This is a genomic window from Dyella sp. KRB-257, assembly GCF_049445995.1.
Lineage (GTDB): Bacteria > Pseudomonadota > Gammaproteobacteria > Xanthomonadales > Rhodanobacteraceae > Dyella_A.
On sequence record NZ_JBMSDZ010000009.1, the window covers coordinates 1 to 14150 of the forward strand.

Consider the following 14150-nt stretch of genomic DNA (forward strand, 5'->3'; position numbering starts at 1 on the left):
CGCGGGTCAGGCGTGATCTCGGCGGCGAGGGGTGAATTGGTGGTCATCGGTGTACTCCAGCAGCGGAGCCCATTTGTTATAGATAAAAACCGAGGGTAGCTGTTGGGTCATACGTTGACACGTAGGGGCTACCGCAGGGGCTGAGAGTGCTGAGAAAAAATCACCCGCCTGCTGCGACCACCGCCAAACGCCCGTGCCGGCGGCGCCCAATGCACCTTGTCACGAACGCCTGGCGGCGCTCTCGCTACGGCGTCGAATTTTTATCAGCCTCTGAAACCAGCTTAAGCGGCGTATTGCCGGGGCATTGATGACGGTCAACCCGCGTGCGTCTGTCTCCCGCGCCACGCCAGCAGGCCCATGGAAAGAACGCTGCCCAGCGCGGCCAGCGCCATGTCCTGTTGGGCGTCCCAGGGGTCGCCCTGGGTGCCAAGGTAGGCGGCGCCCAGCTCGCCGCCGAAGCGCAACGCGGCGAGCCACTCCACCAGCTCGTAGATCACCGAGTGGGACATCACGAAGCATACCGGCAGGATCCAGCGCCACACGCCGCTGGGCGGTGCGCGTTGGGCGAACAGCTCCACCGCCATCGGTGTCACCAGCGCGCCGTAGAGAAAGTGCACTGCGCGATCGAAATGGTTGCGGTGCAGCCCCAGCAAGGCGTTGAGCGAATGGCCGGTGAGGCGTGCGAACGCCTCGTCGTAGGGCACCTCGGAGTAGGTGTAATGCGCGCCGATCTCGTGCAGCAGCAGGAACGCGAACAGCGCCAGGTAGGCGCCCCGCGAGAAGCGCAGGCGCCGCCAACCGAACACCAGCAGCGGTACCGCCACCAGCACGATCGCGTTCTCCAGCGCCCAGTCCTGGCGATAGCGCGGTGCGATGCCGAGCGCCACCGCGGCGAGCGCGAACAGCGCCAGCAGGGTCAGCCCGAAGCGTGCCGATGCGCCCTCGTACTCTCGATCCATGCGTCCTCCGATGCCCGGCGGCCGCCCGCCGGATCTGGTGGCAGTCTGGCACGCTGAACAGGCACCCGGCGTATGATGCCGGGCCAAGCGAGGGCCGGATGCCGGACGCTCGTTCAAGTGCCACCAGGGGATGTCGATAAGTCCGGAAGCCGAGTCGCTGCTGTTCGAGATCCTCGAATCGCCGCTCGGCATGGAGCACGACGCCCCCGACGCGATGGCCGGGATGCGTGCGCCCAAGGCGCTCGGCGTGCGGCTGGTGGAGGACGATCTCGGTGCGGGCTGCAGCTCGCTGATCCGCCTGCGCCAGTGGCCGTTCGATCGCATCAAGATCGACATCAAGATCGACCAGGCCATCGTGATGCAGGCAGTGGACGACCCGCTGCGCACGCTGCGCTTCATCCGCCAGCTGATCCGGCTGGGCCACGACCTCGATCTGGAGGTGGTGGTGGAAGACCTGGAAACCCGCGGCCTGATCGAGGCCGCGCTGCTGCTCGGCGCGGACATGGGGTGGGGCTATGCGCTGGCCCGACCGATGTCGGCCGAGGCGCTGGCCGGCTGGCTGGGCGAGTTCCACAGCGACTGGCCCGACGCGCTTCCCGCGACGGCGCTGGGAGCGCTGGCCGGCGCTCTGGTGTGGGAGGAACACCTGCACGCGCTGCCGCACGACGACGGCTACTGGCGACAGCATGCCGAAGTGGCCTGCGCTGCCGGCCGTTATGTGGACAACCGCCGCCTGCCGCCGTTGCACGATGCGCACCAGGCGATGCATGCCGCCGCCATGGCCGGGCCGCACGATCCCGGTTACCGCGCCGCGCGCGAGCGGTTCCAGGCCTTGCTGATCGAGCAGGTCGCCCTGGAGGAGCGTCGGCGCGCCGTGGCCGCGTGAGCGGCCGGCCGCCCACGCGGTTCAGGACGCCAGGCAGGCTTTCCCTGCGGCCTTGACCCGAACATCGCCGCGTCGGCGCGATGCAGCGGCTCCTGCCTGCGCTGCGCCGGCATCTTGCCACGGCAGTCGTGGCGATCGGTCGGACCAGCGCGCCGGCACCCGAACGACAAGGGGCCCGGCGATGCCGGGCCCCTTGTCGTCGATTCGGTGGTGGGCGGTACAAGGATCGAACTTGTGACACCTGCCGTGTGAAGGCAGTGCTCTACCGCTGAGCTAACCGCCCGCCGGGAGCGCGCAAATATACGGGGTGTCCGTGTGGCGGTCAACCGTGAACCGGCGGCTTTCCGCCGGCTGCGGGTGGGGTGTCGTGCGGCGGATTGCTAGACTGGCACGCTTTCCACCCCTGCCACCCCGGACCCGCCCGATGGACCTGCTCCAGCATGAACTGCACCACATCCTCGCCGCCCTGCAGGGCTTCGAGCTGACTCCGTGGAAGGTGGTCGGCCTGCTCGGCTCGCTGATGTTCACCAGCCGCTGGTTCGTGCAGATGTACTACACGCGCAAGCTCAAGCGCGTGGTGATGCCGCTGGCGTTCTGGTGGCTGTCGGTGTGCGGCAGCGCGCTGCTGCTGGCCTACTTCATCGTGGGCAAGAACGACTCGGTGGGCATCCTGTCGAACTTCTTCCCGGCGTTCGTCTCGATCTACAACCTGGTGGTGCACATGCGCGACGTGAAGCGCCGCCGGGGGGGCGGCGGGAGCGAGGTGTGACCCCGCCCGGTCAGTCGGGGTCGTAGTCCAGGATCGGCGCCAGCCAGCGCTCGGCTTCCTGGCGGGTCCAGCCCTTGCGCCTGGCGTAGTCGTCGACCTGCTCGCGGGTGATCCGGCCGACCACGAAATACTGGCTGTCCGGATGCGCGAAGTACCAGCCGGAGACGGCTGCCGCCGGGTACATCGAGAAGCCCTCGGTGAGCGTGATGCCGGCGTTCGCCGGGGCGTCGAGCAGGGCGAACAGCGCGGTTTTCTCGGTGTGGTCGGGGCAGGCGGGATAGCCTGGCGCCGGGCGGATGCCGCGGTAGGTTTCCGCGATCAGCGCATCATTCTCCAGGGATTCGTCGGGCGCATAGCCCCAGAACTCGCGCCGCACGCGTTCGTGCATGCGTTCGGCGAAGGCTTCCGCCAACCGGTCGGCCAGCGCCTTGAGCAGGATCGCCGAGTAGTCGTCGTGCCCGGCCTCGAAGCGCGCCACGTGCTCCTCGATGCCGATGCCCGCGGTGACCGCGAAGCCGCCGATCCAGTCGGGCTTGCCGGCGGACTTCGGCGCGATGAAGTCGCTCAGGCAGAAGTCGGGGCGTTCGGCCGGCTTGTCGACCTGCTGGCGCAGGTGGTGCAGGACCATACCCCCCTCTCCCCTTGGGTCTGGAGCAGAGGGCTGCACCAGGCCCGTACCCTCACCCCCGGCCCCTCTCCCGGGGGGAGAGGGGAGCAGTTCGATGTCGTCGCCCACGCTGGCCGCCGGCCAGAAGCCGATCACGCCGCGGGCGGTCAGCCACTTCTCGGCGATCAGCGTGTCGAGCATGTTCTGCGCATCGGCGAACAGCTCGCTGGCCTGGGCGCCGACGGTCTCGTCGGTGAGGATGGCCGGGTAGCGGCCGGCCAGTTCCCAGGCGTTGAAGAACGGCGTCCAGTCGATATAGCCGCGCAGTTCGGCCAGGTCGTAATCGTCGAACACGTGCAGGCCGGGCTGCTTCGGCTGGGCGGGCTGGTAGGCCGCCCAGTCGCAGCTGAAGCGCTGGCCGCGCGCCTTCTCCAGCGACACCAGCTGCTTGCCCGGGCCGCGGTTGCGGTGGCGTTCGCGCACATCGGCGTACTCGGCGCGCACCTTGTCCATGAAGGCGTCCACCAGCTCCTTGCTCAGCAGCGACTGCGCCACGCCGACCGCGCGCGAGGCGTCCTTCACCCACACGGTGGGCGCCTTGTAGTGCGGATCGATCTTCAGCGCGGTGTGCGCGCGCGAGGTGGTGGCGCCGCCGATCAGCAGCGGGATGTGGAACTCCTGGCGCTGCATCTCGCGCGCGACCTGGCTCATTTCCTCCAGCGACGGCGTGATCAGCCCGGACAGGCCGATGATGTCGGCGTGGTGCTCGCGCGCGGCGTCGAGGATCTTCTGCGCGGGCACCATCACGCCCAGGTCGATCACCTCGAAGTTGTTGCAGCGGAGCACCACGCCGACGATGTTCTTGCCGATGTCGTGCACGTCGCCCTTCACCGTGGCCATGACGATGGTGCCGTTGTTCCTGCCGGCGTCGCCGGTGCGCAGCTTCTCTTCCTCGATGTAGGGGATGAGGTGGGCGACCGCCTTCTTCATCACGCGGGCGGATTTGACCACCTGCGGCAGGAACATCTTGCCGGCGCCGAACAGGTCGCCGACCACGTTCATGCCGTCCATCAGCGGGCCTTCGATCACGTCCAGCGGGCGGGTCGAAAGCTGGCGCGCTTCCTCGGTGTCCTCCACCACGAACTGGTCGATGCCGTGCACCAGCGCGTGGCTCAGCCGCTCGCGCACGGGTTTCTCGCGCCAGGCCAGCGTCTCGACCACCGCCTCGCCCTTCTTGCCCTTGAAGCGCTCGGCGATCTCCAGCAATCGCTCGGTGGCGTCGGGGCGGCGGTTGAGCACCACGTCCTCGACGCGCTCGCGCAGCTCGTCGGGGATGTCGTCGTAGATCATCAGCGCGCCGGCGTTGACGATGCCCATGTCCATGCCGGCGCGGATCGCGTGGAACAGGAACACCGAGTGGATCGCCTCGCGCACGGTGTTGTTGCCGCGGAACGAGAACGACACGTTGGACACGCCGCCGGAGACGTGGCTGAGCGGGAAGCGACGCTTCAGTTTGCGGGTCGCCTCGATGAAGTCGACCGCGTAGTTGTTGTGCTCATCGATGCCGGTGGCGATGGCGAAGATGTTCGGGTCGAAGATGATGTCCTCGGGCGGAAAGTCGAGCTTCTCCGTCAACAGCGCGTAGGCACGCGAGCAGATTTCCACCTTGCGCGCGCAGGTGTCGGCCTGGCCGGCCTCGTCGAACGCCATCACCACCGCGGCGGCGCCGTACTGCTGCACCTTGCGCGCCTGGTCGAGAAAGGCCGCTTCGCCCTCCTTCATCGAGATCGAGTTGACGATGCCCTTGCCCTGCAGGCAGCGCAAACCGGCTTCGATCACGCTCCACTTGGACGAGTCGACCATCACCGGCACGCGGGCGATGTCGGGCTCGGCGGCGATCAGGTTGAGGAAGCGCGTCATCGCCGCCTCGGAGTCGATCAGGCCCTCGTCCATGTTGACGTCGATGATCTGCGCGCCGTTCTCCACCTGCTGGCGCGCGACCTCGATCGCCTCGCCGTAGCGATCCTCCTTGATCAGCTTGCGGAACTGCGCCGAGCCGGTGACGTTGGTGCGCTCGCCGATGTTGACGAACAGCAGGTCCGGGGTGAGGACCAGCGGCTCGAGACCGGACAGGCGGGTGTAGCGGGGAGTATTCATCGAATAAGAAGGCCGACAGTAGATGCTCCCTCTCCCCTGGCGTAGCCGGGGGAGAGGGCTGGGGTGAGGGGGCGCCCTGATGCCTGGGTGGAGGGGAAAGCCAAAAGCTTCCCCCTCACCCAACCCTCTCCCCCGAGCGGAGCTCGGAGGAGAGGGCTAAAGCGCGCGTTGTCTCGGTGCATTGCTCCCGCAGCCCCACGCGAGGCAAGGCTCAAGCGTCGGCGCGACTGGCCACTCACGCCGCAGCCTCGTCCAGCGACGGCAGCGCCCGCGGCGCGCAGTCCTTCACCGCCTCGGCAATCGCGTGGATGTGCGCCGGGGTGGTGCCGCAGCAGCCGCCAACCAGGTTGAGCAGGCCGTCCCTGGCGAAGCCGCGGATCACGCTGGCCATCTGCTCGGGCGATTCGTCGTATTCGCCGAACGCATTGGGCAGGCCGGCGTTGGGGTGGGTGCTGACGTAGCCGTCGGCGACGCGCGCCAGGGTCTGGATGTGCGGGCGCAGATCGGCCGCCCCGAGCGCGCAGTTCAGCCCCACCGACAGCGGTCGCGCGTGCTGCACGGAGTAGTAGAACGCCTCGGCGGTCTGTCCCGAGAGCGTGCGGCCGGAGCGGTCGGTGATGGTGCCGGAGATCATCACCGGCAGCCGTCCGCCGCGCTCGCGGAACAACTCGGCCAGCGCGAACAGCGCGGCCTTGGCGTTGAGCGTGTCGAAGATGGTCTCGACCATGATCAGGTCGGCGCCGCCGTCGATCAGGCCCCCGGCCGACTCGGTGTAGTTGGCCGCCAGTTCCTCGAAGCTCACGTTGCGGAAGCCCGGGTCGTTGACGTCCGGCGACAGCGAGGCGGTGCGGCTGGTGGGGCCGAGCACGCCGATCACGAAGCGTGGCCGGTCCGGCGTCTGCGCCTCCATTGCATCGCAGGCGGCGCGCGCCAGTGCGGCGCCGGCGCGGTTCAGCTCGCAGGCGAGGTGTTCGAGGCGGTAGTCGGCCTGGCTGATGCGGGTGGAGTTGAAGGTATTGGTTTCCACCAGATCCGCGCCGGCCTGCAGATAGGCCGTGTGCACGCCGCGGATGATCTCCGGCTGGGTCAGCGTGAGCAGGTCGTTGTTGCCCTTCAGATCGCAGGCGCCGGGGTGACTGTGCGCGTGGGCGCTGTCGTGACCGCCGGAGAAGCGCTCGCCGCGGAACGCATCTTCATCGAGCTGGTGACCTTGCAGCATGGTGCCCATGCCGCCGTCGAGGATCAGGATGCGCTCGCGCAGCGCGGCCTGCAGTTTGGCGACGCGCCCGGGATGGAGCCAGGGCAGGGTGGTCATGGGGCTTGCTCCGGAATGGCCTGCGGCTTGCGCGCCAGCAGGCTGATGACTTCGAAATGCGGCGCCTTGCGCTCGCGGCTGAGGCGGTTGGCGCTGACCACGTCCAGCCCCGCGGCGACGGCAAAGCCGCCGAGCTGCCTGAGCGAAAAGCCGAGGTTGATGTGGTCGAACGGTTCCACTGCGGCGCGGTGGTCGTGCTCGCCCAGCGTGACCGCCAGCAGGCGTCCACCGGGACGCAGCACGCGGGCGGCTTCGGCCACGGCCACGGCCGGTTCGGCGGCGTAGGTCAGCGCGTGCAGCATCAGCACCAGGTCGAAGCGGCGTTCGCCCAGATCCAGTGCCTGCATGTCGCCCTGGCGCACCTCGACGTTGCCGAACGCCTGCAGGCGCCGCGCCGCGGCCTCGACCACGCGTTCGCTGGAATCGACGCAGACGATCGAGCGCGCGTGGGGCGCCAGCAGCTCGGCGGTGATGCCGTCGCCGGAGGCGATGTCCAGCACGTCGCCGGTTTCCAGCAGCTGCAGCAGCGAGCGGGCCAGCGTTTCCCAGGTGCGGCCCGGCGAGTAGTGCCGCTCCATGTCGCCAGCCACGGTGTCGGCCCAGCCCGCCTCGCGGGCGCGCTGCGCCAGCACGCCGGGGATGCGTGCGGCGTCCTCGCGCAGGAGGGCGTCGTCGATGCTCTCGCGCAGTGACTTCAGCAGCAGATGCTGGTGCTCGTCGCCCTCGGTGTTGGCGCGGTAGTAGGCCGAGACGCCGGCGCGGCGGTCGCGCACGAGGTTGGCCTCCTTCAGCTTGGCCAGGTGCGTGGATACCCGCGGCTGGGCCAGGTGCAGCACGGAGGCGAGCTCGGCCACGGTCAGTTCCTCGCCCTCCAGCACGGCCAGCAGGCGCACGCGGGTGGGGTCGGCAAGCAGCCGGAGCACGCTGGAGGCGGTTGCCAGATCCATGCGTCATCCTTTTATCGCGATATAAAGATAAGCAAGGCTAGGCCTGCATCGCGGGGCCGTCAAGGGTTGACATGCAGGGTTGACATGCGAGGGCGTCGGGGTGCGTTGTCGCAGGGTGGCGTCGCGGGCTCGTGCGCCGCCGTATCCGCAGGTTGTCTGAAGCTGCGCTGCTGCAGTCGCACAAGGCATCGCGGGCCGCCACGTTAAAATGGCGGGCTAGGCCATCGCACCGGAGTAGTTCATGGATTTCCGTTTTACCGAAGACCAGCAGTCGATCCAGTCGATCGCGCGCGATTTCGCTTCGCGGCGAATCGTGCCGGTGGCTGCCGAGTTGGACGCCAGGGGCGAGTTCCCGCTGGAGAATATCCGCGAGATGGGCCGGCTCGGGCTGATGGGCATTGAGGTGCCGGAGGAATACGGCGGTGCGGGCATGGACACCATCGCCTACGTGCTGGCGATGATCGAGATCGCCGCGGCCGATGCGGCCACCTCGACCATCATGTCGGTCAACAACTCGCTGTTCTGCAACGGCATCCTCAAGCACGGCACCGAGGAGCAGAAGCAGAAGTACGTGCGCGCCATCGCCCAGGGCGAGGCGATCGGCGCCTACGCGCTGACCGAGCCGCAGTCCGGCTCCGACGCCTCGGCCATGCATACCCGCGCCACCAGGAACGACAACGGCGACTGGGTGATCAACGGCAAGAAGAGCTGGATCACCTCCGGTCCGGTGGCGCGCTACATCGTGCTGTTCGCCATCACCACGCCGGGCATCGGCGCCAAGGGCGTGTCGGCCTTCATCATCGACACGCAGAAGCCGGGTTTCCACGCCGGCAAGACCGAACCCAAGCTCGGCATCCGTGCGTCGGCCACCTGTGAGATCGAGCTCAACGAATACGTCTGCGCGAAGGACGATGTGCTCGGCGAGATCGGCAAGGGTTTCTCCATCGCCATGGGCGTGCTCGACGCCGGGCGCATCGGCATCGCCTCGCAGGCGGTGGGCATCGCGCGCGCCGCCTACGAGGCCACGCTGCAGTGGTCGCGCGACCGCAAGGCGTTCGGCCATCCGATCGGCACCTTCCAGATGACCCAGGCCAAGATTGCCGACATGAAATGCAAGCTCGACGCGGCCATGCTGCTCACGCTGCGCGCGGCGTGGACCAGGATGGAGGCGGAGAAGAACGGCGGGCGCTTCAACACCGAGGCGTCGGTGGCCAAGCTGGTGGCTTCGGAGGCGGCGATGTGGATCACCCACCAGGCGGTGCAGATCCATGGCGGCATGGGCTACTCCAAGGAGCTGCCGCTGGAGCGCTACTTCCGCGATGCCAAGATCACCGAGATCTACGAGGGCACCAGCGAGATCCAGCGCCTGGTGATCGCGCGGGCGGAGATCGGCCTGCGCTGATATTCGGGCTATCCCGGTAGGAGCGCACCCTGTGCGCGAATGCTTTTGCTCCTGATCGGCATCAAAGCCAAAGGCATTCGCGCACAGGGTGCGCTCCTACAAAAAAAGCCCCGGCGCGAGCCGGGGCTTTTTTATTTCACGCTCCTCGCCGCGGATCGGAGTCGAACGGTTGCATGCCGCCATGACCTTGCGCCGGCTTGCCGTCGTCCGGCCCGTCGAGCTTGTCGCCGAGCAGGCGGCGCACCACCACGTAGAACACCGGAATCAGCAGCAGACCGAGGAAAGTGGCGAACAGCATGCCGCCGATCACGCCGGTGCCGATGGCGTGGCGCGAGTTGGCGCCGGCGCCGGTGGAGATGGCCAGCGGCAGCACGCCCAGGATGAACGCCAGCGAGGTCATCAGGATGGGACGCAGTCGCAGGCGCGCGGCCTCCACCACGCCTTCGCGCAGCGAGCGGCCGGCGGCCTGCTGCTCGACGGCGAACTCCACGATCAGGATGGCGTTCTTGGCCGCCAGGCCGATCACCGTGATCAGGCCGATCTTGAAGAAGATGTCGTTGGGCAATCCACGCAGCAGGGAGAACACCACCGCACCGAGCATGCCCAGCGGCACCACCAGCAACACCGACACCGGGATCGACCAGCTCTCGTACAGGGCGGCCAGGCACAGGAACACGACGACGACAGACAGCACCATCAGCAGCGTGGCCGCGTTGCCCGACAGGATTTCCTGATAGGACATGCCGCTCCAGTCGAAGCCGAAGCCCTTGGGCAGATCGTTGTTGACGATGCCTTCCATCTCCTGCATGGCCTGGCCGGAGGCCAGGCCTGGCGCCGGCGAGCCGACGATCTCCACCGCCGCGTAGCCGTTGTAGCGGTTCAGCGAGGGCGAGGCGACCTGCCACTTCGAATGCACCACCGTGGTCAGCGGGATCATCTGCGGCGTGCCGTCCGCGTTGGTCTGCGTGCTGGGCGTATAGAACTGGCCCAGCGATTCCGGGCCGGTGCGGAACGGCGCGTCGGCCTGCATCGTCACGCGCTTGACGCGGCCGCCATAGAAGAAGTCGTTCACGTAGACCGGCGCCAGCATCAGGCTGACCGCATTGTAGATGTCGCTGACCGACAGGCCCATCGACTCGGCCTGGGTACGGTCGACCGAGAGTTGCAATTGCGGCGCCTCCTCCAGCGTGTTCGGGCGCACCGCCATCAGCTTGGGGTCCTGACTGGCCTTGGCGAGCAGGATGTTGCGTGCCTGGGTGAGCGCGTCACGACCAGCGCCGGCACGGTCCTGCAGGAACATGTCGAAGCCGCCGAACTGGCCCAGGCCCTGCACGGTAGGCAGGTTCACCACGAAAATTTGCGCATCGTGGATGGCGGCCATGGCCTTGTTGGCGCGCAGGATGAATTTTTCGGCGGTCACGCCCGGATCGACCTTTTCCGCCTGGCCCGCCTGCACCCGCTTCTCGTAGGCGGCCTTCTGCGCCTGCTGATCGTCGCGCCAGCCGCGCTCGCCCCAGGGCTTGAGCCGGATGAAGTTCATGCCGACGTTCTCGCCCAGGCCCAGGAAGCTGAAGCCGGTGATCTGGAATACGCCGTCGACGGCCGGATCGCGGTCGAGCACGTCGCGCATTTCACCCATCACGGCCTTGGTGCGCTGCAGCGTCGCGCCGGGCGGCAGCTGCACGATGCCCAGCGCATAGCCCTGGTCCTCCTCGGGCAGGAAGCTGGTCGGCAGGCGGGTGAACAGAAAGCCGGCCAATACCGTCAGCGCGACGAACACGATCATCCAGCGCGGCGCATGTCTCACCGCGCCGCCGATGTGGCCGGTATAGGTGTGCGTGACCCGCTCGAACAACCGGTTGAACCAGCGGAACACGAAGAAATCGCGGTGTCCCTCGTGCGTGGGCTTGAGGATGGTGGCGCACAGCGCCGGCGTGAACGACAGCGCCAGGAACGCCGAGAAGCCCATCGACAGCGCGATGGTCAGCGCGAACTGCTTGTAGATCATGCCGGAGGCGCCCGGCTGAAGCGCCGATGGCACGAACACCGCCGCCAGCACCACGGTGATGGCGACCACCGCGCCGGTGATCTGGCCCATTGCCTTGCGCGTGGCTTCCTTCGGCGGCAGGTTTTCCTCGGTCATGATGCGTTCGACGTTCTCGATCACCACGATCGCGTCGTCCACCACGATGCCGATCGCCAGCACCATGCCGAACAGGGTCAGCTGGTTGATGGTGAAGCCGAGCGGCAGCATGCCCAGGAAGGTGCCCAGCAGGGCCACCGGAATCACCAGGGTGGGGATGATGGTGGCGCGGATGTTCTGCAGGAACAGCAGCATCACCAGGAACACCAGGATGATTGCCTCGACCAGGGTGTGGACCACCTCGTTGATCGAGACATTCACGAAGGTGGTGCTGTCGTAGGGTATGAACCAGCTCACGCCCGGCGGGAAGGAGCGCGCCAGGTCGTCCATCTTGCCGCGCACGGCCTGCATCACGTCTAGCGCATTCGCCCCGGGCAGCAGCTGGATGCCGAAGGCGCCGGTCGGCTTGCCGTTCCACTCGGTGTCGAAGCCGTAGTTGATCGGGCCGAACGACACACGGCCGATATCCTTCAGCGTGACCGTGGTGCCGTCGCTGTTGGCGCGCAGGATGATGTTCTCGAACTGGTCCGGCGAGGTGAACCGCCCCTCGGCCGAGACCGTGGCGGTGAAGCTCAGACCGGGGGGGGCCGGGTCGGCACCCACGGAACCGGCCGCGAACTGGGCGTTCTGCGCCCGGATCGCCGACAGCACCTGCGTGGCGGACAAGCCGTAGCCCTGCATCTTGCGCGGATCGAGCCAGATGCGCATCGAGTATTCGGAGCCGAACTGCTGTGTACTGCCGACGCCGGAGATGCGCGAGATCTGGTCCAGCACCTGCGAGGCCACGATGTCGTTCAGCCGGCTGCGGTCGATCGAGGGGTTGTCCGATTGCAGCGCGATCAGACCGAGGAAGCCGGCGCTGGCCTTGGCCACCGTCACGCCCTGCTGGGTCACCTCGGTAGGCAGGCGCGGCGTGGCCAGCGCGACCTTGTTTTGCACCTGCACCTGGGCAATGTCCGGGTTGGTGCCGGTCTCGAAGGTGAGCGTGATCTGCACGCGGCCGTTGGAGCTGGACTGCGAGCTGAAGTACAGCAGATGGTCGATGCCGGTCAACTGCTGCTCGATCACCTGCGTCACCCCCTGCTCGGCGGTGGTGGCGTTGGCGCCGGGATAGCTGGCCGTCACCGTCACCTGCGGCGGCGCCACGTTCGGGTAGGACTCCACCCCGAGGTTGAGCAGCGCGAGCACGCCGCCCAGCGTGATCAGGATGGCGACCACCCAGGCGAAGACCGGACGGTCGATGAAGAAACTAGGCATGTCGTCGCTCCGTCACTGCGCGCCGGACGCGGTCGGCCCATGGGCCGGCGTCTGGGCGTTGGGCTTCCACGGCGTGGGCTTGGCGGGCGCACCATCCTTGACCTTCTGCACGCCGGAGACGACCACCTGTTCGTTGGCTTTCAGGCCGCCGGTGACGATCCAGTCGCCGTTGTCCGTCTCGCTGGCGGTCACATCGCGGCGCGCGACCTTGCCGTCGGCGCCGACGGTGTAGACGTACGCGCCCCGGGTATCGCGCAGCATGGCCTGTGCGGGCACCAGGAACACGTTGTGGTGCTGGCCCAGGAGGGCGGCCATGGTCACGTACATGCCCGGCAGCAGCACGTGCTGCGGGTTCGGAACGCGTGCGCGCAGCCGCACCGCGCCGGTAGCCGGGTCGACCGAGGTCGAGGAGAAGTCCACCGTGCCGGGTTGCGGGTAGGTGCTGCCGTCGGGCAGCGTCAACCGCACCTTGGTCTGGTCGTTGCCGGCCAGCGTCACGTCGCCCCGGGTCTGCGCCGCGCGCAGCTGCGCGAGCTCGGCCGCGCCGAGGGTGAAATTGACGTAGAGCGGATCGATCTGGTCCACCGTGGTGAGCAGGGTCGCCGCGCCCTGGCCGACCAGGGCGCCCTCGGTCACCTGCTGCTGGCCGGCGCGGCCGTCGATCGGCGAACGCACCTGGGCGTAACCCAGGTTGATCTGCGCCGACTGCAGGTTGGCGCGCGCCTGCTGTACCGCGGCGGCGGCGCTGCGTTCGGTGGCCAGCGCGTTGTCGAGGTCGGCCTGGGAGACGTAGCCCTTCGGCGCCAGCTCACGGGCACGCTGTGCGTTGACCCGGGCGTTGGTATAGCTGGCCTGTGCCTGCGCCAGTGTGGCCTGCGCGGCATTCACGGCGGCCTGCAGCGGGGCCGGGTCGATCTGGAACAGCAACTGCCCCTGCTTGACGTCCGAGCCTTCCTCGTACGTGCGCTTGAGCAGGATGCCCGAGACCCGGGCGCGGATATCGGCACTGCGGTAGGGCGACAACCGGCCCACCAGGTCCTTGGTCAGCGGCGCCGTGGCGGGCATCGCGGTGAGCACGCCGACGGTCGGCGGGGGCGGCTGTTGCTGCTGGTTCTTGTCCTTGCCTCCGCATGCAGCCAATGCCAGCAGACTCAGGCACAACAAGGGTGTGCGCAGTGAAGAGGGGCTCATGAAAACTCCATGCTCGCTTTTATCGGGAAGGGGAGTCCGGTGCCGCAACATCGTTCGCCGGCGACCGCGTGGCAGGTTGCCGGCATTCGAGTGGCCGTGCGGATTTCACTTCGGGAAGACCGTCGCCTGGCGCATGAGGGGCACCTGCGCGCTTCGCCGGAAGCATCAAACGCCAGATTATACTCATCAGTTTACAATTTGTCTCGCTGGCATGGCCATATCTGCCGTGGCTTTCCGCACTTGCAGGCAAGGCATGACTTGTGGGCAGAACCGATTTGCGGGCAGCCCGCCGCCGATGGATGCGGCGACAGATCGTCGACCAGCCCGGATCGTCGACCAGCCCGGGTCGACGTCCGTACACGGTGCCGCGACCGGACATGTCGACTGTTGTACGACGTGACGTTTCTATTGCACCGCAGCGCGAATCGATGGTTGGCCGAGACCGGTTTTCCATGCGCCCGGCATGGCGTCAGGCCGCGCCCCGCGGTGGATTCGGCCGATGGCGAAGCGTATTCTT

The 14150-nt window shown here is 67.7% G+C and carries 9 protein-coding genes and 1 tRNA gene; 3 read left to right on the top strand and 7 right to left on the bottom strand.

Annotated elements, in window-relative coordinates:
• Positions 1-314: 314 nt before the first annotated feature.
• Positions 315-959 carry a DUF2238 domain-containing protein gene (locus ACO2Q2_RS08910; protein ID WP_423255415.1) on the bottom strand — a complete coding sequence of 215 codons (645 nt, stop codon included), beginning with the start codon at positions 957-959 and terminating at the stop codon, positions 315-317.
• Positions 960-1089: 130 nt separating this feature from the next.
• On the opposite strand from ACO2Q2_RS08910, the gene ACO2Q2_RS08915 reads away from it, so the two are divergent.
• On the top strand, positions 1090-1845 hold the full coding sequence (locus ACO2Q2_RS08915; RefSeq protein WP_423255416.1) for an EAL domain-containing protein: 756 nt from the start codon (positions 1090-1092) through the stop codon (positions 1843-1845).
• A gap of 208 nt (positions 1846-2053) precedes the next feature.
• Here the strand turns inward: ACO2Q2_RS08915 and ACO2Q2_RS08920 are convergent.
• Positions 2054-2128, bottom strand: a tRNA-Val gene (locus ACO2Q2_RS08920).
• A gap of 141 nt (positions 2129-2269) precedes the next feature.
• Here ACO2Q2_RS08920 and ACO2Q2_RS08925 point away from each other — a divergent pair.
• Complete coding sequence (locus tag ACO2Q2_RS08925) at positions 2270-2614, top strand: lipid-A-disaccharide synthase N-terminal domain-containing protein (RefSeq protein ID WP_423255417.1); 345 nt, start codon at positions 2270-2272, stop codon at positions 2612-2614.
• Positions 2615-2624: 10 nt separating this feature from the next.
• Here the strand turns inward: ACO2Q2_RS08925 and metH are convergent, their stop codons facing one another.
• From metH to ACO2Q2_RS08940, 3 genes are all read right to left on the bottom strand, one after another.
• Positions 2625-5378 carry a methionine synthase gene (gene metH, locus ACO2Q2_RS08930; protein WP_423255418.1) on the bottom strand — a complete coding sequence of 918 codons (2754 nt, stop codon included), beginning with the start codon at positions 5376-5378 and terminating at the stop codon, positions 2625-2627.
• A 235-nt stretch (positions 5379-5613) separates the two neighbouring features.
• Positions 5614-6693, bottom strand: a complete 1080-nt coding sequence (locus tag ACO2Q2_RS08935; protein WP_423255419.1) for a homocysteine S-methyltransferase family protein — start codon at positions 6691-6693, stop codon at positions 5614-5616.
• The gene (locus tag ACO2Q2_RS08940; protein WP_423255420.1) at positions 6690-7640 is read right to left on the bottom strand and encodes an ArsR/SmtB family transcription factor; all 951 of its coding nucleotides are present in this window, start codon (positions 7638-7640) and stop codon (positions 6690-6692) included. The genes ACO2Q2_RS08935 and ACO2Q2_RS08940 overlap by 4 nt, the downstream gene beginning before the upstream one ends.
• A 241-nt stretch (positions 7641-7881) precedes the next feature.
• On the opposite strand from ACO2Q2_RS08940, the gene ACO2Q2_RS08945 reads away from it, so the two are divergent.
• Positions 7882-9042, top strand: a complete 1161-nt coding sequence (locus ACO2Q2_RS08945; RefSeq protein ID WP_423255421.1) for an acyl-CoA dehydrogenase family protein — start codon at positions 7882-7884, stop codon at positions 9040-9042.
• Positions 9043-9178: 136 nt separating this feature from the next.
• Here ACO2Q2_RS08945 and ACO2Q2_RS08950 read toward each other — a convergent pair whose 3' ends face one another.
• Together ACO2Q2_RS08950 and ACO2Q2_RS08955 are read right to left on the bottom strand one after the other, a co-directional pair.
• A complete protein-coding gene (locus tag ACO2Q2_RS08950) occupies positions 9179-12442 on the bottom strand; it encodes a multidrug efflux RND transporter permease subunit (RefSeq protein WP_423255422.1) in 3264 nt (1087 codons plus the stop codon).
• 12 nt (positions 12443-12454) lie between these two features.
• Positions 12455-13633, bottom strand: a complete 1179-nt coding sequence (locus tag ACO2Q2_RS08955; RefSeq protein WP_423255423.1) for an efflux RND transporter periplasmic adaptor subunit — start codon at positions 13631-13633, stop codon at positions 12455-12457.
• Positions 13634-14150 lie beyond the last annotated feature (517 nt).